This is a genomic window from Pseudomonas sp. Ost2 (genome assembly GCF_018326065.1).
Taxonomy (GTDB): Bacteria; Pseudomonadota; Gammaproteobacteria; order Pseudomonadales; family Pseudomonadaceae; genus Aquipseudomonas; species Aquipseudomonas gingeri.
Window position 1 is genome coordinate 232,488 of the sequence record NZ_AP021904.1, and the last position, 18,710, is coordinate 251,197.

General features: G+C 64.3%; 15 protein-coding genes. 10 read left to right on the forward strand and 5 right to left on the reverse strand.

Annotated features, from left to right (window positions below; translation table 11 throughout):
* Positions 1-142: 142 nt before the first annotated feature.
* Positions 143-1,303, reverse strand: coding sequence for an AAA family ATPase (locus KI243_RS01030; protein ID WP_017125372.1), 1,161 nt, complete (start codon positions 1,301-1,303; stop codon positions 143-145).
* Positions 1,304-1,454: 151 nt separating this feature from the next.
* Here KI243_RS01030 and KI243_RS01035 point away from each other — a divergent pair, with 151 nt between their 5' ends.
* Genes KI243_RS01035 through KI243_RS01045 form a run of 3 tightly spaced genes read left to right on the forward strand, consistent with a single transcriptional unit; the run spans position 1,455 to position 6,684 of the window.
* The gene (locus KI243_RS01035; protein ID WP_212810353.1) at positions 1,455-2,555 is read left to right on the forward strand and encodes an efflux RND transporter periplasmic adaptor subunit; all 1,101 of its coding nucleotides are present in this window, start codon (positions 1,455-1,457) and stop codon (positions 2,553-2,555) included.
* The gene (locus KI243_RS01040; RefSeq protein WP_177107912.1) at positions 2,552-3,634 is read left to right on the forward strand and encodes an efflux RND transporter periplasmic adaptor subunit; all 1,083 of its coding nucleotides are present in this window, start codon (positions 2,552-2,554) and stop codon (positions 3,632-3,634) included. Before KI243_RS01035 ends, KI243_RS01040 begins: the two co-directional genes overlap by 4 nt.
* A complete protein-coding gene (locus KI243_RS01045) occupies positions 3,631-6,684 on the forward strand; it encodes an efflux RND transporter permease subunit (RefSeq protein WP_017125369.1) in 3,054 nt (1,017 codons plus the stop codon). The genes KI243_RS01040 and KI243_RS01045 overlap by 4 nt, the downstream gene beginning before the upstream one ends.
* 152 nt (positions 6,685-6,836) lie before the next feature.
* Here KI243_RS01045 and mgrA read toward each other — a convergent pair whose 3' ends face one another.
* Positions 6,837-7,874, reverse strand: coding sequence for an L-glyceraldehyde 3-phosphate reductase (gene mgrA, locus KI243_RS01050; protein ID WP_212810354.1), 1,038 nt, complete (start codon positions 7,872-7,874; stop codon positions 6,837-6,839).
* 446 nt (positions 7,875-8,320) lie between these two features.
* The gene (locus KI243_RS01055) at positions 8,321-9,211 is read right to left on the reverse strand and encodes a LysR family transcriptional regulator (protein WP_177083703.1); all 891 of its coding nucleotides are present in this window, start codon (positions 9,209-9,211) and stop codon (positions 8,321-8,323) included.
* A gap of 127 nt (positions 9,212-9,338) precedes the next feature.
* On the opposite strand from KI243_RS01055, the gene KI243_RS01060 reads away from it, so the two are divergent.
* The 3 genes from KI243_RS01060 to KI243_RS01070 all read left to right on the forward strand — a co-directional run bounded on the left by KI243_RS01060 (position 9,339) and on the right by KI243_RS01070 (position 11,468).
* Positions 9,339-10,079 carry an SDR family oxidoreductase gene (locus tag KI243_RS01060; RefSeq protein WP_212810355.1) on the forward strand — a complete coding sequence of 247 codons (741 nt, stop codon included), beginning with the start codon at positions 9,339-9,341 and terminating at the stop codon, positions 10,077-10,079.
* Between the two features lie 106 nt (positions 10,080-10,185).
* Positions 10,186-11,082 (forward strand): SDR family oxidoreductase, encoded by an 897-nt coding sequence (locus KI243_RS01065; RefSeq protein WP_177107915.1) that lies wholly within the window; start codon positions 10,186-10,188, stop codon positions 11,080-11,082.
* Positions 11,083-11,210: 128 nt separating this feature from the next.
* Entirely contained in the window at positions 11,211-11,468 is a 258-nt protein-coding gene (locus KI243_RS01070) for a hypothetical protein (protein ID WP_017125364.1), read from the forward strand.
* A gap of 176 nt (positions 11,469-11,644) precedes the next feature.
* Here the strand turns inward: KI243_RS01070 and betT are convergent, their stop codons facing one another.
* Both betT and epsC read right to left on the reverse strand, forming a co-directional pair.
* Positions 11,645-13,606, reverse strand: a complete 1,962-nt coding sequence (gene betT, locus KI243_RS01075; protein ID WP_017125363.1) for a choline transporter BetT — start codon at positions 13,604-13,606, stop codon at positions 11,645-11,647.
* Between the two features lie 458 nt (positions 13,607-14,064).
* Positions 14,065-14,994 carry a serine O-acetyltransferase EpsC gene (epsC, locus tag KI243_RS01080; RefSeq protein WP_212810356.1) on the reverse strand — a complete coding sequence of 310 codons (930 nt, stop codon included), beginning with the start codon at positions 14,992-14,994 and terminating at the stop codon, positions 14,065-14,067.
* Positions 14,995-15,184: 190 nt separating this feature from the next.
* On the opposite strand from epsC, the gene KI243_RS01085 reads away from it, so the two are divergent.
* The 4 genes from KI243_RS01085 to tcyN all read left to right on the forward strand — a co-directional run bounded on the left by KI243_RS01085 (position 15,185) and on the right by tcyN (position 18,701).
* Positions 15,185-16,180 carry a D-cysteine desulfhydrase gene (locus tag KI243_RS01085; RefSeq protein ID WP_177146818.1) on the forward strand — a complete coding sequence of 332 codons (996 nt, stop codon included), beginning with the start codon at positions 15,185-15,187 and terminating at the stop codon, positions 16,178-16,180.
* 308 nt (positions 16,181-16,488) lie between these two features.
* Entirely contained in the window at positions 16,489-17,283 is a 795-nt protein-coding gene (tcyJ, locus tag KI243_RS01090) for a cystine ABC transporter substrate-binding protein (protein WP_177083695.1), read from the forward strand.
* Entirely contained in the window at positions 17,283-17,948 is a 666-nt protein-coding gene (gene tcyL, locus KI243_RS01095; RefSeq protein ID WP_017125359.1) for a cystine ABC transporter permease, read from the forward strand. Before tcyJ ends, tcyL begins: the two co-directional genes overlap by 1 nt.
* Before the next feature lie 3 nt (positions 17,949-17,951).
* Positions 17,952-18,701 (forward strand): L-cystine ABC transporter ATP-binding protein TcyN, encoded by a 750-nt coding sequence (gene tcyN, locus KI243_RS01100; protein ID WP_212810357.1) that lies wholly within the window; start codon positions 17,952-17,954, stop codon positions 18,699-18,701.
* Positions 18,702-18,710: the final 9 nt, after the last annotated feature.

Below are 18,710 nucleotides of genomic sequence, written 5' to 3' on the forward strand. Positions count from 1 at the left end.
TGTTATCGGTCGGCCGTTGGGCGAGCTGTTTTCGTCCGTGCTTGGAGCGTCCATCGGCACAAAAGATCCGTGTCGCGATGAAAAGCAAGGTAGCCCTCTGCCGGGCATCCGGCAAATCCGTCGGACGAGTTGGCGCACAGCGTCAATCCGGCCAGTTCCAGGCCGGTTCGTCGAGCATGCCCTGGCCGACGATCCCGGTCTGGCCAAGGGTTTTCTCCAGGACGATGGAGTTGCAACCGGGGTCCTGCTGCAACGCCGCGATCAGGCGGCTGGCATGGGACACCACCCACACCTGGCAACGCTCGGACGCACGGATGATCAGGCGCGCCAGTGCCGGCAGCAGGTCCGGATGCAGGCTGGTTTCCGGTTCGTTGAGCACCATCAGGGTCGGCGGCCTGGGGGTGAGCAGCGCAGCCACCAGCAGCAGATAGCGCAAGGTGCCGTCCGACAGCTCGGCGGCGGACAGCGGTCGCAGCAGCCCTTCCTGATAGAACTCGATGGTGAAGCGCGCGCCCGGCAGCGCCTCGATCTGCAGCCGTGAGCCGGGAAAGGCGTCGCTGATCGCCGCCTGCAGGGCCTGGGGATCGCCGATCTCGATAATGGTCCGCAGTGCCGCCGCGAGGTCGCGACCGTCGTGATGCAGTACCGGCGTGCGGGTGCCCAGTTGCGGCTGGCGCACAGGTGCCTCGGCGTCACTGCGAAAATGATCGTAGAAGCGCCAGCCGCGAATGCTCTCGCGCAACAACAGCACTTCCGGCGAGCTGCGCAGGTTGCCGACCTGGTCGAACAGGCTGTCGAAGGCCGGGGTGTGCTGCGCCAGCACTTCCCAGGCGCGACCTTCACGGGCCTTGACCATGGGGCCCGAACGGCCCACCAGCAGGCTGGCGGGACGATACAGCGGGCCGGCCCAGATGCATTCGCGCTTGATCTCCGGGTCCAGGGAAAACTGCGAGGAACTCGGTTCCGGCAAGCCGAGGGAAATGGCGTAGCTGAAGTCTTCCCCGGCGAACCCCAGGCGCAGGCGTTTCGCGCCCTGGCGGACCAGGCCTTGCACCGCCACCTCGCCGTTGCGCATGCGCCGGCTGATGGCCTCCGGCCCGGCCCAGAAGGTCGAATCCAGCCCGCCTTCGCGGGCCAGCGCATTGACCACGCCACCCTGGGCCGTTTCCGCCAGCAGGCGCAAGGCCCGGTACAGGTTGGACTTGCCGCTGCCATTGGGGCCGGTGATCAGGTTCAAGCGGTCGAGCGGCACCACCAGTTTGTTGATGGAGCGGTAGTTGGCCACCGCGAGGGTCTTGAGCATCCGCGACTGTTTCCTGGTGGAGGGCGCTTGCGCCGGTTCGCGCCAGTATAGAAAGGCGCCTCGGGAATAAGGAACCCTGCAGATAAGGAACCCTGTTCTACGCTAACAGTCGTAACGACACGGCGAGTAAGCATTACGCGAAGGAGTGTGTATGAAAGGGCATCTAGTTAGGTGGGAAATGGCCCTGGTACTGGTGGCGCTCCTCAGCGGCTGCGGTCATGAAAAACCCCCTGAGCCCGAGCGGCCCCGGGTCTTTGTCGAGCAGGTGCAGCGCCAGGACTTCGGCGCCGCCGTGACCCTGACCGGCGATATCCAGGCCCGGGTGCAGACCGACCTGTCATTTCGCGTCGGCGGCAAGATCATCCAGCGCAGTGTCGATGTCGGGGCGCGGATCTCCGCCCGCCAGGTGCTCGCCAAGCTCGATCCGAAGGATCTGCAGACCAATGTCGACACCGCCCAGGCCGAGGTCAACGCCGAGCAGGCGCGGGTGCAGCAGACCAGCGCGGCGTTTGTCCGGCAGCAGAAGCTGCTGCCCAAGGGCTATACCAGCCGCAGCGAATATGACGCCGCCCAGGCCGGCGTGCTCAGTGCCAGGAGCGCCCTGACGGCGGCCCAGGCGCAGCTCGCCAATGCCCGCGAGCAGTTGGGCTACACCTCGCTGATCGCCGAAGCCCCGGGGGTGATCACCGCTCGCCAGGCCGAGGTCGGGCAAGTGGTGCAGGCGACCATGCCGATCTTCAGCCTGGCCCGCGATGGCGAGCGCGATGCGGTGTTCAATGTCTACGAGTCGTTGCTGGTGGAGCCACCGGATGACCAGCCGATCACCGTGACCTTGCTCGACAACCCGGCGATCAAGGCCGTGGGCAAGGTGCGCGAAGTGACGCCGGCGGTCTCGGCCCAGAGCGGTACGGTACAGGTCAAGGTGGCCCTGGGCGAGCTGCCGGCGGGCATGGACCTGGGGTCGGTGGTCAGCGCCACCGCCACGGCGCCGGCCAGATCGAGTATCGAATTGCCCTGGTCGGCCCTGACCAAGGATGTCAGCGACCCGGCCGTGTGGCTGGTGGACGCCGACGGCAAGGTCAGCCTGCACCGGGTCAAGGTCGGGCGTTACCTGACCGGTCACGTGATGATCAGCGAAGGCCTGGAGGGCGGCGAGAAAGTCGTGGTCGCCGGCGGTCAACTGCTGCATCCGGGCATGCGGGTGGAAATCGCCACGCCGAGCCCGGCAACCGCCTCGGGAGCCCAGCCATGAAGCGCCTGTCGCTGGTCCTGCTGGGTGGCCTGCTGGTCGCCGGGTGTTCGAAGGAGGAACCGCCACCGGAGCCGGTGCGGCCGGTGCTGTTTGTCGAGGTCACGCCGGAATCGGTCCAGCAACTCGGGCGTTTTGCCGGCAGCATCCAGGCGCGTTATGAAAGCACCCTGGGTTTCCGCGTTTCGGGGCGGATCGCCCGGCGTTATGTCGACGTCGGCAGCGAAGTGGCCCAGGGTGCCTTGCTGGCGAGCCTCGACCCCACCGATCAGCAGAACCAGTTGCGCGCGGCCCAGGGCGACCTGTCGCGGATCCAGGCGCAGTGGATCAACGCCCAGGCCAATGCCCGCCGCCAGCAGGAACTGTTCGACCGCGGCGTCGGTGCCCAGGCCCAGCTGGATGTGGCGCAGACCGACCTGAAGACCACCGGCGCGTCCCTCGAACAGGCCCGTGCCTCGCTCAGCCAGGCCAACGATCAGTTGGGCTACACCGAGCTGCATACCGATCACGCCGCGGTGGTGACCGACTGGAAAGTCGAGGCCGGCCAGGTGGTCAGTGCCGGCCAGGAAGTGGTCACCCTGGCGCGCCCGGATATCAAGGAAGCGGTGATCGACCTGCCGGCGGTATTGGCCGATCAGCTCAGCGAGGGTGTCGAGTTCCGTGTCGCCGGCCAGCTCGATCCGAGCGTCAACACCACCGCGCGGCTGCGGGAAATCGAGCCCCAGGCCGACAGCGCCACCCGCACCCGGCGGGCTCGCCTGACCCTGGCCGAGACGCCTGCGGCGTTCCGTCTGGGGACCTCCATCAGCGTCACCCTGAGTTCGGCCATCGAGCCGCGTACCCAGTTGCCGCTGTCGGCCCTGCGGGAAGAGCAGGGCAAGACGCAGATCTGGATCATCGACCCGCAGACCCACACCGTCTCGCCCCGTGATGTCCAGGTGCTGGCTCGCGAGGGCGAGACGATGCTGCTGGGTGCGGACGCCAAGGGTGGGGTCCGGGCCGGCGAGAAAGTGGTGAGCGCCGGGGTGAACAGCCTGAAGCCCGGGCAGAAAGTCAAAATCGACGAGGAACACCCACGATGAAAGGGAGCTTCAACCTGTCCGAGTGGGCCCTCAAGCACCAGTCATTCGTCTGGTACCTGATGTTCGTCGCGTTGTTGATGGGGGTGTTTTCCTATATCAACCTGGGGCGCGAGGAAGACCCGTCCTTCACCATCAAGACCATGATCATCCAGACCACCTGGCCGGGCGCCACGGTGGATGAAACCCTGGAGCAGGTCACCGACCGCATCGAGAAAAAACTCGAGGAACTGGACTCCCTCGACTATGTGAAAAGCTACACCCGTCCTGGCGAGTCGACGGTGTTCGTGTTCCTGCGCGACACCACCAGCGGCAAGGACATCCCGCAGATCTGGTACCAGGTGCGCAAGAAGATCGACGATATCCGTGGCGACTTCCCCCAGGGTATCCAGGGGCCGGGGTTCAACGACGAATTCGGCGATGTGTTCGGTTCGGTCTACGCCTTTACCAGCGACGGCCTGAGCATGCGCCAGCTGCGCGACTACGTGGAGCAGGTGCGCGCGCAGATCCGCGATGTGCCGGGGCTGGGCAAGATCGAGATGATCGGCGAGCAGAACGAAGTGCTCTACCTGAACTTCTCCACCCGCAAGCTGGCGGCCCTGGGCATCGACCAGCGCCAGGTGGTGCAGAGCCTGCAGGCGCAGAATGCGGTGACCCCGGCCGGGGTGATCGAGGCCGGACCCGAGCGGATCTCGGTGCGCGCTTCCGGGCAATACGCCTCGGAGAAGGACCTGGAAGCGGTCAATCTCAAGCTCAACGATCGTTTCTACCGGCTGGCGGATATCGCCGAGATCAGCCGTGGCTACGCCGACCCGCCGACCCCGCTGTTCCGCTACAACGGGCAGACGGCCATCGGCCTGGCGATTGCCATGAAGAAGGGCGGCAATATCCAGGACTTCGGCAAGAGCCTGCACGAGCGCATGGACAGCCTGACCGCCGAACTGCCGGTGGGCGTCGGCGTGCACAAGGTCTCCGACCAGGCCGAGGTGGTGGAAAAGGCCGTCGGCGGCTTCACCAGCGCGCTGTTCGAGGCGGTGATCATCGTGCTGGTGGTGAGTTTTGTCGCCCTCGGCCTGCGCGCCGGCCTGGTGGTGGCCTGCTCGATCCCGCTGGTGCTGGCGATGGTCTTCGTGTTCATGGAGTACAGCGGCATCACCATGCAGCGGATTTCCCTCGGGGCGCTGATCATCGCCCTCGGCCTGCTGGTGGACGATGCGATGATCACCGTGGAAATGATGGTCACGCGGCTGGAGAAGGGTGACAGCAAGGAGCAGGCGGCGACCTTCGCCTACACCTCCACGGCCTTCCCGATGCTCACCGGGACCCTGGTCACCGTGGCCGGCTTCGTGCCCATCGGCCTCAATGCCAGCTCGGCGGGGGAATACACCTTCACCCTGTTCGCGGTGATCGCGGTGGCGATGCTGGTGTCGTGGATCGTCGCGGTGCTGTTCGCGCCGGTGATCGGCGTGCATATCCTCACTGAAAAGGTGAAGGGCCATGATACGGAGGCGGGGCGCGTGGCCCGGGCCTTCAATGCCGGGCTGCTGTGGTCGCTGCGCAACCGCTGGTGGGCCATCGGCCTCACGGTGCTGATCTTCGCCCTGTCGGTGTTCTGCATGCGCTTCGTGCAGAACCAGTTCTTCCCGTCCTCGGACCGCCCGGAAATCCTCGTCGACCTCAACCTGCCGCAGAACGCTTCGATCAACGAGACGCGCAAGGCAGTGGACAAGCTCGAGGCCAGTCTCAAGGACGATCCGGATATCCTGCGCTGGAGCACCTATATCGGCGAAGGCGCGATCCGGTTCTACCTGCCCCTCGACCAGCAATTGCAGAATCCCTACTACGCCCAGCTGATCATCGTCAGCAAGAGCCTGGAACAACGGGCGGCGCTGATGGACCGCCTGAACAAGCGCCTGCGGGACGATTTCGTCGGCATCGGCAGCTTCGTCCAGACCCTGGAAATGGGCCCGCCGGTGGGCCGGCCATTGCAGTACCGGGTCAGCGGCAAGGACATCGACCAGGTGCGCAAGCACGCCATCGAACTGGCGACCATCCTCGACAGGAACCGCAATGTCGGCGAGACCATCTATGACTGGAACGAGCCGGGCAAGGTGCTGCGCATCGATATCGCCCAGGACAAGGCGCGTCAGTTCGGCCTGTCCTCCGAGGATGTGGCGAAGCTGATGAACAGCATTGTCAGCGGCTCGCCGGTGACCCAGGTCAAGGACGATATCTACCTGATCAACGTGGTCGGGCGCGCGGTGGACAGCGAGCGTGGCACCCCGGAAACCCTGCAGAACCTGCAGATCGTCACGCCCGGCGGCACCTCGATTCCGCTGCTGGCGTTCGCCACGGTGCGTTATGAACTGGAGCAGCCGCTGGTCTGGCGGCGCGATCGCCTGCCGACCATCACCCTCAAGGCCGGGGTCCGCGGCGGTATCCAACCGACGGACCTGGTCCGGCAGCTGCAGCCCGAGATCGGCAAGTTCGCCGCCGGCTTGCCGGCGGGCTACAAGGTGGTCACCGGCGGTACGGTGGAAGAGAGCGGTAAGGCCCAGGGACCGATCGCCAAGGTGGTGCCGCTGATGCTGTTCCTGATGGCGACCTTCCTGATGATCCAGTTGCACAGCGTGCAGAAGATGTTCCTGGTGGCCAGTGTCGCGCCGCTGGGGCTGATCGGCGTGGTCCTGGCGCTGGTGCCGACGGGGACGCCGATGGGCTTCGTGGCGATTCTCGGCATCCTCGCGCTGATCGGCATCATCATCCGCAACTCGGTGATCCTGGTGACCCAGATCGACGAATACGAGCGCAACGGTTATGAGCCCTGGGATGCGGTGGTGGAAGCGACGGAGCATCGGCGCCGGCCGATCCTGCTGACGGCCGCGGCGGCGAGCCTGGGGATGATCCCGATTGCCCGGGAAGTGTTCTGGGGGCCGATGGCCTACGCGATGATCGGCGGGATCGTGGTGGCGACGGTGCTGACGCTGATGTTCCTGCCGGCGCTGTATGTGGCCTGGTACCGGATTCGCGAGCCGAAGCGGGACGCCGCTTAGCAGGGGTTTTGGGGGCGGCTCCCACAGGTTTTTTGATCGTTCCCACGCTCCGCGTGGGAACTCAGCCCGTGACGCTCTGCGTCACCAGAGCGGCTGCAGAGTGTCCAGAGAGGCATTCCCACGCTGGAGCGTGGGAACGAGGGTCGAACGGGTTATTCCGCCGTGGACGGCTTCTCCCACAGGTTGATCCCGCCTTCCTGGGCAAACCGGTCGATTTCCGCCAGTTCTTCCTGGGTAAAGCTCAGGTTCTTCAGCGCGCCGACGTTCTCGATGATCTGCTCCGGCCGGCTGGCGCCGATCAGCGCCGAGGTCACCCGTGGATCACGCAGGGTCCAGGCCAGGGCCAGTTGCGCCAGGCTCTGGCCGCGACGCCGGGCGATCTCGTTCAAGGCGCGTACGTGGGCGATATTCGCTTCGGACAGGTGCGAGGCCTGCAACGAACCGCCGCCCGGACGATTGACCCGCGCATCCTTCGGCACGCCGTTGAGGTACTTGTCGGTCAGCAAGCCCTGGGCCAGCGGCGTAAAGGCGATCACGCCGGTACCCAGCTCTTCGACGGTGTCCAGCAGGTCCTTTTCCACCCAGCGGTTGAGCAGGTTGTAGGCCGGTTGGTGGATCAGCAGCGGCACTTTCCATTCCTGCAGCAGGGCCGCGATCTCGCGGGTTTTCACCCCGGAATACGACGAGATACCGATGTACAGCGCCTTGCCTTGCTGCACGGCGGTGGCCAGGGCGCTGGCGGTTTCTTCCAGCGGGGTGTCCGGGTCGAAGCGGTGCGAATAGAAGATATCCACATAGTCCAGGCCCAGGCGCTGCAGGCTCTGGTCGAGGCTGGCGAGCACGTATTTGCGCGAGCCGCCGCCCTGGCCATACGGGCCGGGCCACATGTCCCAGCCGGCCTTGCTGGAGATGATCAGTTCGTCGCGGTAGTGCTTGAAGTCTTCGCGCAGCAGGCGCCCGAAGTTGATCTCGGCGCTGCCGTAGGGCGGGCCGTAGTTGTTCGCCAGGTCGAAATGGTTGATGCCCAGGTCGAAGGCGGTGCGCAGCAGGGCGCGCTGGGTATCGATCGGCGTGCTGTCGCCGAAGTTGTGCCACAGGCCCAGGGACAGGGCCGGCAGCACCAGGCCACTGCGGCCGACGCGGCGGTAGGGAATGGAGTCGTAGCGGTTTTCGGCAGCTTGGTAAGTCATCGAATCCTCTCTCATTGGGGTGTGACATCTTCGCGGACAGGCCCGCTTCCCCCTGGCGTGGCATCGCTCTGACGGGGGCGAAGTCACCCAGCATACGCCCAAGAATGACCAAGCCAACCCCGTGTTCGAACCTTTGCTGAAACGTTTCACATTCTCGGGGATTCGTCCCCGGGCTTTCCCGGCAAACCTGATGACATCCGGGTTGAATGATCAGCGACTCTCCTGCCGACCAGCGATTGACAATCGCCGGACCTCTTGTTCCTGATTTTTTATCAGTATGAATGGGTACATATCTCCCTACTTTTCCCATAAACCGAATAACAGGTTTTCACTCAGTAAAATATGGGTATTCATGAATCAATGAGTTAGTACACGTAATACGTAGTATGGGTTTGTACGGATCAAGGCATTCCAATAGGGAGTTTTGCCGAGGAAGGCGCACTGGATCAGTGTGCTTTTGCAAAAACCTCGCTTATCCAGTCGACGAACACCCGTACCCTCGGCGACATATGCCGGTTCTGTGGATAAAGCACGGAAACCGGCATGGGCGGCGGCGGATGGTCCGGCAGGACTTCCTTGAGCAGCCCCTGGCCGATCTGCTCTGCCACCCGGTAATGCGGCACCTGGATCAGACCCAGCCCGGCCACGGCCGAGGCGGCGTAGATCTCGGCGCCGAACACCGAGACCTTGCCCGCCAGCGGCACTTCGCGCAGCTCGCCGTTTTCGGTGAATTCGAACGGAAACAGCTTGCCGGTGGCCCGTGACACGTAGTTCACGCCCTGGTGCCGGCCGAGGTCGTCGAGGTTCTGCGGTTCGCCATGCTTGCGCAGGTACGCCGGACTGGCACAGGTCACCTGGCGCAGGTTGGCGACTCGCCGGCCGATCAGCGACGAGTCGCCGAGATTGCCCGAGCGCAGTACGCAGTCGACGCCTTCGGCGATCAGGTCGATAAAGTGGCTGGCCTCGCTGATCGAGACTTCGATCTCCGGGTAGCGTTCGAGAAACGCCGGCAGGGCCGGGACCACGAAGTACTTTGCCAGGGTCCCCTGCAGGTCCACGCGCAAGCGCCCCTTGGGCTCCACCGTACGAAAGGCCAGCTCGGCTTCTTCCAGCTGCGCCAGCAACTGCACGCAGCGCTGGTAATAGGCTTCGCCATCGAGGGTCGGGCGCACGCGCCGCGTACTACGCTCCAGGAGCCGGGTACCGAGCCAGGCCTCGAACTGATTCAGGGTATGGGTCAGGGTGGCGCGAGGCAGGTTGAGGTCTTCGGCCGCCAGGGTGAAGCTGCTGCGTTCGTAGATCCGTACAAAAACCTTCATGGCCTTGACCTGGTCCATGGGGGTGCTCCGTTGTGATTGATTGTTGGCGATTATTGAACAGTCAAGGCAACTCTCGCGCATTTATCGCCCTGGGTAAACATGTGAAATTGGCTTCACACCCACTCAGCACCCCAGGAGATTCGACATGACTACCCAGACCCCGAAAGTTGCCATCGTTACCGGCGCCTCGCGTGGCATCGGCGCGGTAATCGCCCGCCAACTGGCCGCGGACGGTTTTGCCATCGCCATCAACTACGCCAGCAGCGCCACCGAAGCCTCGGCACTGGTGGTCGAACTGCGCCAGGCCGGTCACCAGGCCATAGCGATCAAGGCCGATGTCGCCAATTCCGCCGATGTCAGCCGCTTGTTCGACGAAACCGAACAGCAACTGGGCAAGGTCGATGTGCTGATCAACAACGCCGGTATCCTCAAGGTCCTGCCGCTGGCCCAGCACAGCGACGAACTGTTCGACCAGACGTTCGCCATCAACACCCGCGGCACCTTCAACACCCTGCGCGCGGCGGCCACCCGGATGAACGATGGCGGTCGTATCGTCAACTTCTCCAGCAGCACCGTGGCCCTGAACATGCCCGGCTACGCGGTGTACATCGCCAGCAAGGCGGCGGTGGAGTCCTTCACCCACGTGTTCTCCAAGGAACTGCGTGGCCGCCAGATCACCGTCAACGCCGTCGCCCCCGGCCCGGTAGCGACTGAACTGTTCCTGCATGGCAAGAGCGAAGAGCAGATCCAGACCTTCGCCAAGATGCCGCCGCTGGAGCGTCTCGGTCAGCCGGAAGACATCGCCAACGTGGTGTCCTTCCTGGTGAGCCCGGCCGCCGGCTGGGTCAATGGGCAAGTCCTGCGCGCCAATGGCGGCCTGGTCTGATCGACCTGCCGTTGCCTGAGTGATCGCCCGGTTCGCGGGCGGTCTGCTCGCCTGCGCATCCCGCTCCGGCGAGTCCCTTTATTCTCCGAGCTCGAGGTGAAACCCCATGAAATCCGTGATCCTGATTACCGGCGCCTCCAGCGGGTTTGGTGCCCTGACCGCCCGCGCCCTGGCCGATGCCGGCCATACCGTCTACGCCAGCATGCGTGAAACCCTGGGCCGTAACGCGCCGCAGGTGGCCGAGGTCCAGCGTTATGCCAGCGAGCATGCGGTGGACCTGCGCAGCGTCGAGCTGGACGTGGCCTCCGGCGCTTCGGTCGAGGCCGGCGTGGCCCGGATCATCGCCGACTGCGGGCGGCTGGATGTGGTTATCCACAACGCCGGGCATATGTCCTTCGGCCCCACCGAAGCCTTCACTCCGGAGCAGTTCGCCCAGCTCTACGACATCAATGTGTTGAGCACCCAGCGGGTCAACCGCGCCGCCTTGCCGCAGTTGCGCAAGCAGGGCAGGGGCCTGGTGCTGTGGGTCTCCTCCAGTAGCGCCCGTGGCGGCACCCCGCCGTTCCTCGCTCCGTACTTCGCGGCCAAGGCGGCGATGGATTCCCTGGCGGTGTCCTATGCCAGCGAGCTGGTGCGCTGGGGCATCGAGACCTCGATCGTGGTTCCGGGGGCGTTCACCAAGGGCACCAACCACTTCGTGCATTCCGGTTCGCCGGCTGACAAGGCGCGTGCCCTGGAATACACCGAGGGGCCATACGCCGGGGTGGCGGCCCAGGCGCTGGAAGGGCTGGCGGCGCTCGAGCCGGCGGATGCGGATGTCGTCGAGGTGGCCCGGGCGATTGTCGAGATTGTCGAGCTGCCCCACGGCAGCCGGCCGTTCCGATGCCATATCGATCCATCCGAGGACGGTGCCGAGGTGGTCAACGGCATGGCCGACCGGGTGCGCGCGGAGATGTTCCGGCGCATCGGCCTGGAAGATCTGCTGCGCGTCGGCAGCCGTTGAGGGGACGGGTTTCGATCTACAGTGATAGGTAGGGAGGTCGGGGCGGTACTTCCTGATGTCGCACCACTCATGATCGTTCCCACGCGGAGCATGGGAACGATCGGATACAGCTTGCGGAGGATATCCCCATGCACACCGCCATCATCCTCACCGTCGGCCTGCTTCTGCTGGGTTGTACGCTGTTCTTCGGCCAGCGCCTGGGCATCAGCCGGCAGACCCTGGGCTTCGGTTTTCTCGGCATGTGGCTGCTGGCGACCATCGTCAATGGCGCCATAGGCGTGGTCATCGCTCACCAGCCGCTGATTTCCGAATTGTTGATCGCCCTGGCCGTCTTCGGCCTGCCGGCCATCGCCATGGCCTTGTTCATGCTGCTGGACAAGGCCTAGTGGCTTGTGTGGTCAGTTCGGTCAGCCAGCTTCGGCGCCTGCCTCGCAGTGACTCGCCATGGCGGGCCATGACTCGTCGCAGCGCCCTGGCCGGGAACTTCCGGCAGCCGAATCCGAGCTGGTGAACCCGCCGCGCAGGCCACCAGGCTCGGTACGAAAATTCGCCGGCTGTCGCGTCAGCGCACCAGGTGCAGGAACTGCATGTGCCGTTCGTACTGGTCGAGGATGTCGTTGATGATCTGGTCCTTGCTGTAGCCCATCAGGTCATAGTCCTGGCTGCCTTCGCTCAGGTGCACTTCGGCGCGGTAGTAGCGGCGGTTGCGCAGTTCCTTGGGACCCATGCCGCCACGGGCGAAGGACGGTGTGAAGTAACCGCGCATCTGTACCTGGTAGACGAACGGATGCTGGTCGCCATGACCGATTTCCAGGCTGACGCTGTCGTTGGCCGGATCGGGCTGGGTGATCACGTTCAGGCCCTTCTCGACAAACACCGCGCTGACTTCCTCGATGGCCGGTCGCACGGTCTGGTCGAGGAACCGATAGACCTCGTCCCGCGACGGGAAATGCACCGCCTGGCTGAGGCGCTGGCGCCAACCACCCTTGCCGCGTCGTGAACCGGAGACCGGCGCCAGCGAATGCAGTTGGGCAATGCGTTTCTGCGACTCCAGGTGGAAAGCCTTGTGCAGCCCCCACATCATCAGCAGCAGGATCAGCGAGAACGGCAGCGAGGTGAGCACCACCGCCGATTTCAGCGCGTCGATACTGCCGGAGAACAGCAGCGCGCTGGTGACCAGCGCGGTCATCGCGCCCCAGAACACCCGCAGCCATTTCGGCCCGTCTTCGTCGGCGCTGCCGCCCCGTGCCGAGAGTGTCGAGAGCACCACGGTGCCGGAATCGGCCGAGGTGACGAAGAACACGAAGCTGATGAACACCGTGACGGCGATCACCGTCTTGCTCCAGGGGTAGGTTTCCAGCAGCAGGTACAGGGTTCGCGACGGATCGTCGATGGCCGACTGGCCGAGGGCGACCATGCCGTGGTTGAGCACCTGGTCGATGGCGCTGTTGCCGAAGATCGACATCCACGCCAGGGTGAAGCCGAGCGGGATCAGCAACACGCCGAAGACGAACTCGCGGATGGTCCGGCCGCGGGAAATCCGCGCGATGAACAGGCCCACGAACGGCGACCAGGCAATCCACCAGGCCCAGTAGAACACCGTCCAGCCGCCGAGCCAGTCGCTGGGTTTGTCGTAGGCGTAAAGGTCGAAGCTCTTGGTCGGCAGGGCGCCGAGGTAGTCGCCGAGGTTCTGGATCAGGGTGTTGAGCAGGTGCTGGGTGGGCCCGGCGAACAGCACGAACAGCAGCAGCGCGCAGGCCAGCAGCATGTTGATGTCGGACATCACCCGCACGCCCTTGTCGACGCCGGCCACGGCCACCAGGATCGCCGCGCCCATCATCAGGGTGATCAGTCCGACCTGGATCCACTGGGTGTGGGGCACGTTGAACAGATAGTCCAGGCCGGAGTTGAGGTGCAGGACGCCGAAGCCCATGTCGGCCCCCAGGCCGAACACCGTGGCGATGATGCCGAAGCCATCCACCGCGTAGCCGATGGGGCCGTTGATGCGCTTGCCGATCAGCGGATAGAGCGCCGAACGCAGGGCCAGCGGCAGGTTATGCCGGTAGGCGAAGTAGGCCAGGGCCATGCCGACGAAGGCGAACACGCCCCAGCCGTGCAGGCCCCAGTGCAGGAACAGGATCTGCATGGCCTGGCGCGCGGCCGCCTGGCCACCGGCTTCGCCCTGGGGCGGCTGGAGCATGTGGGTCAGCGGTTCGGAGACGCAGAAGAAGAACAGGGTGATGCTGATTCCGGCGGCGAACAGCATGCCGGCCCAGGACAGGTAGCTGAACTCGGGCTCGTCGTGGTCGGCACCGAGCTTGATCTTGCCGTAGCCGGACAAGGCGGTGACCACCACGAAGACCAGGTACAGGGTCATCGCCAGCAGGTAATACCAGCCGACCGTATTGGCCGCCCAGTTCTGCGCGGCCAGCAGCCATTGGCCGGCGGCTTCGGGAAGGCTGATGACCACCAGGCCGAACAGCAGGATGAAGGTCGCGGCGAAGTAGAACACCGGCGGGTTCATGCGGACCAGGCCGCTTGACGGGGTCGCGGAGGTACTCATGCGGCGGGCACCTCGAAGGGATGAAACATGGCTGGACATCTCGGACTCAGCAAAGGCAAGCCTCCTGTTGTGAGCGGGCAGCGAACTGCCGGTTTAACTTGAACGAACAGTCAAGTTAAACACGGATAGGGCTTTCGGGACTAATCGCAGGGCTGGGCGGTACTGTTCTTACATGAGCTTCAGGTAGGGGTATGACGGTTGTCATGGGTGAATCGTTCCGGCCTCTTCGCGGGCAAGCCCGCTCCCACAAGGCCTGCATCCTGTGCGGATACTGCGAGCGACGCCGAACACTGTAGGAGCGGGCAAGCCCGCTCCTACAAGGCCTGCGTCCTGTGCGGATACTGCGAGCGATGCCGGACACTGTGGGAGCGGGCTTGCCCGCGAAGAGGGACTGACAGGTAACACAGATGTGACAGGCCTCAGCGCTGGATCTCGTTCTCGTGCTGCTGCAGGTTAGCCTGGGTCAGGTTGCAGCCCGCCGGCACGCTGCGGGTCAGCCAGACGTTGCCGCCGATGGTGGCGCCCTTGCCGATGGTGATCCGCCCGAGGATGGTGGCCCCGGCATAGATGACCACGTCGTCCTCGACGATCGGATGGCGTGGGTGACCCTTCTGCAACTGGCCGTCCTCGTCCGCCGGGAAGCGCTTGGCGCCCAGGGTCACCGCCTGGTAGATCCTGACCCGCTCGCCGATGATCGCGGTTTCGCCGATCACCACGCCGGTGCCATGGTCGATAAAGAAACTGCCGCCGATCTGCGCGCCGGGGTGGATGTCGATGCCGGTGGCCGAGTGGGCGATTTCCGCGCTGATCCGGGCCAGCAGCGGCAAGCCGGCGCGATATAGGTGGTGGGCCAGGCGATGGTGGATCACCGCGAGAATCCCCGGGTAGCACAGCAGCACTTCATCGACGCTGCGGGCCGCCGGGTCGCCGTGGTAGGCGGCGAGGACATCGGTGTCGAGCAGCCGGCGCAGCTCCGGCAGGGCCATGGCGAAGGCCTGGATCAACTGCACCGCCCTGGCATTGACCTCGGCGTCCGATTCGCCGCCGTGCCGCGCCACGTAGCGCAGTTCCAGGCGGGCCTGGGCCAGCAGGGCATTGAGGGCGGCATCGAGGGTGTGGCCGACGTAGAAGTCCTCGCTTTCCTCGCGCAGGTCCACCGGCCCCAGGCGCATGGGGAACAGCGCGCCGCACAGCGCTTCGAGAATCTCGGCCATGGCCTGGCGCGATGGCAGTTCGCGCCCGCCCTGTTCGTCGCTGACCCGGCCGTTGCGACTGCGCCACTCATCCCGGGCGCTGCGCAACTGGCTGACGATGGTCTGTAGTTGCCAATGGCTGGAACGCTCGCTCACGATCAAATCTCCGACCTGGCGACCGGACAATCGGGTCGCCTGAATGGCTTTCACTTTACGGCACCGCCCTGAACGGGAATTAAGAACTAATAGTGCTTTGCTCAGAACTTTCCGACATAAGCGCAAGGCGGTTGCCTGGGGAAAAGTGCCTGCCTATAGTCGAGGCATTTCCTACCGTCAGTTCGGACCCATGATCAAACAACAGCTCGCCCGCTTTAACCGCCTGGAACTCCTGGCCCAGGCCACGCCCCTGGAAAAACTCGAACGCCTGTCGGCCTGGGTGGGGCGCGATATCTACATCAAGCGCGATGACCTGACGCCCCTGGCCCTGGGTGGCAACAAGCTGCGCAAGCTCGAATACCTTGGCGCCGATGCGTTGGCGGCGGGGGCCGACACCCTGGTCACCGCCGGCGCGATCCAGTCCAACCACGTGCGCCAGACCGCCGCGCTGGCCGCGCGCCTGGGCCTGGGCTGCGTCGCCCTGGTGGAAAACCCCATCGGCACCGAGGACGGCAATTACCTGCGCAACGGCAACCGGCTGCTGGTGGACCTGTTCGATGCCAAGGTCGAGCTGGTGGACAACCTGGACAATGCCGACGAGCAGTTGCAGGCCCTGGCCGAGCGCCTGCGCAACAACGGCCGCAGACCCTATGTGGTGCCGATCGGCGGCTCCAACCCCCTCGGTGCCCTGGGTTATGTGCGCGCCGGGCTGGAACTGGCGGCGCAGATCGAGGCGACGGGGCTGGAGTTCGCCGCCGTGGTGCTGGCTTCCGGCAGCGCCGGGACCCACAGCGGCCTGGGCCTGGCGTTGAGCGAGGTGCTGCCGAAGCTGCCGGTGGTGGGCGTGACGGTATCGCGCACCGACGAGGCGCAACGGCCGAAAGTGCAGGGCCTGGCCGAACGTACCGCCGAACTGCTGGGCGTGGAGTTGCCGGCCAGCTTCAGGGTCGAGCTCTGGGACGAGTATTTTGCCCCGCGCTACGGCGAGCCGAATGCCGGGACCCTGGCGGCGGTCAAGCTGCTGGCGAGCCAGGAAGGCATCCTGCTCGATCCGGTGTACACCGGCAAGGCGATGGCCGGCTTGCTCGACGGCATCGGCCTGCAGCGTTTCGACGAAGGGCCTATCATCTTCTTGCACACCGGTGGGGCGCCGGCGTTGTTTGCCTACAATTCGGCATTCGACTGAGCGTTGCCAGATCCCTGGCTGCAGGCTCCTGTGTGGGAGCGGGCTTGCCCGCGAAGGAAGCGGCGCGATGCGTCAGACGCACCGCGTCATCGTGCTTAGTGGGCGTGCCCACTCCCACAAGGTTTAAAGATAAAATGGAATAATAAAATTCTTTTATATTATTTAAAATTATAAAAGAGTCGTTTTATAGTTTCGCCTCAGGCGAATTTGATACGAGACGCCAACCCTGCTTTGAGGCAGGATTGGCGCTTGTCATCAAAGTGTCAGGTTTGCCTTCCTTTCCCATAAGAAAACACACGGGGCTCTTCATGAATATTTCTGCATTTCGCAAGCGTCTGCTGGTTGGCAGCCTGGGTCTGGTGCTTGGCGCCGGTCTGCTGGGCCAGGCCGTTGCCGGTGAACAACTGAACACGATCAAGAAAGCCGGCGAGATCAAGATCGGCCTGGAAGGCACCTACCCGCCGTTCAGCTTCGTCGATGAAAGCGGCAAGCTCAGCGGTTTCGAGGTCGAGCTGTCCGAGGCGCTGGCCAAGGAACTGGGCGTCAAGGTCAAGCTGCAGGCCACGCCGTGGGACGGTATTCTCGCCGCCCTGGAGTCCAAGCGCCTGGACGCGGTGGTCAACCAGGTCACCATCTCCGAAGAGCGCAAGAAGAAGTACAACTTCTCCACGCCCTACACCGTCTCCGGTATCCAGGCACTGGTCCTGAAAAAGAACGTCGACGCCATCAAGAAGGCCGACGACCTGGCCGGCAAGAAAGTCGGCGTGGGCCTGGGCACCAACTACGAACAATGGCTCAAGGACAACCAGCCTAAAGCCATCATCAAGACCTACAACGACGATCCGACCAAGTTCCAGGACCTGCGCATCGGCCGTATCGACGCCATCCTGATCGACCGCCTGGCGGCCCTGGAATACGCCAAGAAAGCCCCGGACACCGCCACTGCCGGCGACGCCTTCTCCCGTCAGGAAGCCGGTATCGCCCTGCGCAAGGACGAGCCTGAACTGCTCGACGCGGTGAACAAGGCCCTCGACAAGCTGCGCGCCGATGGCACCTTGAAGAAGCTGTCCGTGAAGTACTTCAACGCTGACGTCACTCAATAATGGAAGCAGGTTTCCAACTCGCGCTGGACTCCGCGCCCTTTCTGCTCAAGGGCGCGTACTACACGGTGATTCTCAGCCTTGGCGGGATGTTCTTCGGCCTGGTACTGGGCTTCGGGCTGGCCCTGATGCGCCTGTCGCGCTTCAAGCTGCTCAGCTGGATCGCCCGGGTCTACGTGTCGTTCTTTCGCGGCACGCCGTTGCTGGTGCAGCTGTTCCTGATCTACTACGGCTTGCCGCAAGTGGGCATCGAGCTGGATCCGATCCCGGCGGCCATGATCGGCTTTTCGCTGAACATGGCCGCCTACGCCTGTGAAATCCTGCGTGCCGCCATTGCCTCCATCGAGCGTGGTCAGTGGGAAGCCGCCGCCAGTATCGGCATGACCCGTGCGCAAACCCTGCGCCGGGCCATCCTGCCGCAGGCGATGCGCACTGCCCTGCCGCCCTTGGGCAACAGCTTCATTTCGCTGGTCAAGGACACGGCGCTGGCGGCCACGATCCAGGTACCGGAGCTGTTCCGCCAGGCACAACTGGTGTCGGCGCGCACTTTTGAGATTTTCACCATGTATCTGTCCGCCGCCCTGATCTACTGGGTACTGGCAAGCATCCTGGCGCATTTTCAAAATCGTCTGGAAGACCGGGTCAACCGGCATGACCTGGAGTCTTGAAGCATGATCGTGGTTGAAAAACTGACCAAACAATTCAAGGGTCAGGTGGTGCTCAACGGTATCGACCTCGAGGTCAAGGAAGGCGAAGTCGTCGCCATCATCGGCCCCAGCGGTTCCGGCAAGACCACCCTCCTGCGTTGCCTGAACTTCCTCGAAGAACCTTCCAGCGGCCGGATCAAGGTCGGCGACATCGAGATCGATGGCAGCCGCTCGCTGAACCAGCAGCAGGGCCTGGTGCGCAAGCTGCGCCAGCAGGTGGGCTTCGTGTTCCAGAACTTCAACCTGTTTCCCCATCGCACGGCGCTGGAGAACGTCATCGAAGGCCCGCTGGTGGTCAAGAAGACCCCGCGTGACCAGGCCGAGGCCCTGGGCCGCAAGCTGCTGGCCAAGGTCGGCCTGGCGGGCAAGGAAGACGCCTATCCGCGCCGGCTGTCCGGTGGCCAGCAGCAACGGGTGGCGATTGCCCGGGCCCTGGCAATGGAGCCGCAGGTGATCCTGTTCGACGAGCCGACTTCGGCCCTCGATCCGGAGCTGGTGGGTGAAGTGCTGGCGACCATTCGGGGCCTGGCGGAAGAACGGCGCACCATGGTCATCGTGACCCACGAGATGAGTTTTGCCCGCGACGTAGCCAACCGCGTGATCTTCTTCGACAAGGGCGTGATCGTCGAACAAGGTGAAGCCAAGGCGCTGTTCGCCCATCCAAAAGAAGAACGTACCCGCCAGTTTCTCAGTAAGTTTCTGGGCAATACGTAGGAATGTTCT

Bases quoted from the DNA above. Each gene is read 5' to 3' on its own strand.
- mgrA (WP_212810354.1), bottom strand. From the start codon at position 7,874: ATGACTTACCAAGCTGCCGAAAACCGCTACGACTCCATTCCCTACCGC.
- KI243_RS01030 (WP_017125372.1), bottom strand. From the start codon at position 1,303: ATGCTCAAGACCCTCGCGGTGGCCAACTACCGCTCCATCAACAAACTG.
- tcyJ (WP_177083695.1), top strand. From the start codon at position 16,489: ATGAATATTTCTGCATTTCGCAAGCGTCTGCTGGTTGGCAGCCTGGGT.
- KI243_RS01065 (WP_177107915.1), top strand. From the start codon at position 10,186: ATGAAATCCGTGATCCTGATTACCGGCGCCTCCAGCGGGTTTGGTGCC.
- KI243_RS01035 (WP_212810353.1), top strand. From the start codon at position 1,455: ATGAAAGGGCATCTAGTTAGGTGGGAAATGGCCCTGGTACTGGTGGCG.
- KI243_RS01040 (WP_177107912.1), top strand. From the start codon at position 2,552: ATGAAGCGCCTGTCGCTGGTCCTGCTGGGTGGCCTGCTGGTCGCCGGG.
- KI243_RS01060 (WP_212810355.1), top strand. From the start codon at position 9,339: ATGACTACCCAGACCCCGAAAGTTGCCATCGTTACCGGCGCCTCGCGT.
- KI243_RS01055 (WP_177083703.1), bottom strand. From the start codon at position 9,211: ATGGACCAGGTCAAGGCCATGAAGGTTTTTGTACGGATCTACGAACGC.
- KI243_RS01085 (WP_177146818.1), top strand. From the start codon at position 15,185: ATGATCAAACAACAGCTCGCCCGCTTTAACCGCCTGGAACTCCTGGCC.
- tcyL (WP_017125359.1), top strand. From the start codon at position 17,283: ATGGAAGCAGGTTTCCAACTCGCGCTGGACTCCGCGCCCTTTCTGCTC.
- tcyN (WP_212810357.1), top strand. From the start codon at position 17,952: ATGATCGTGGTTGAAAAACTGACCAAACAATTCAAGGGTCAGGTGGTG.
- KI243_RS01070 (WP_017125364.1), top strand. From the start codon at position 11,211: ATGCACACCGCCATCATCCTCACCGTCGGCCTGCTTCTGCTGGGTTGT.
- betT (WP_017125363.1), bottom strand. From the start codon at position 13,606: ATGAACCCGCCGGTGTTCTACTTCGCCGCGACCTTCATCCTGCTGTTC.
- KI243_RS01045 (WP_017125369.1), top strand. From the start codon at position 3,631: ATGAAAGGGAGCTTCAACCTGTCCGAGTGGGCCCTCAAGCACCAGTCA.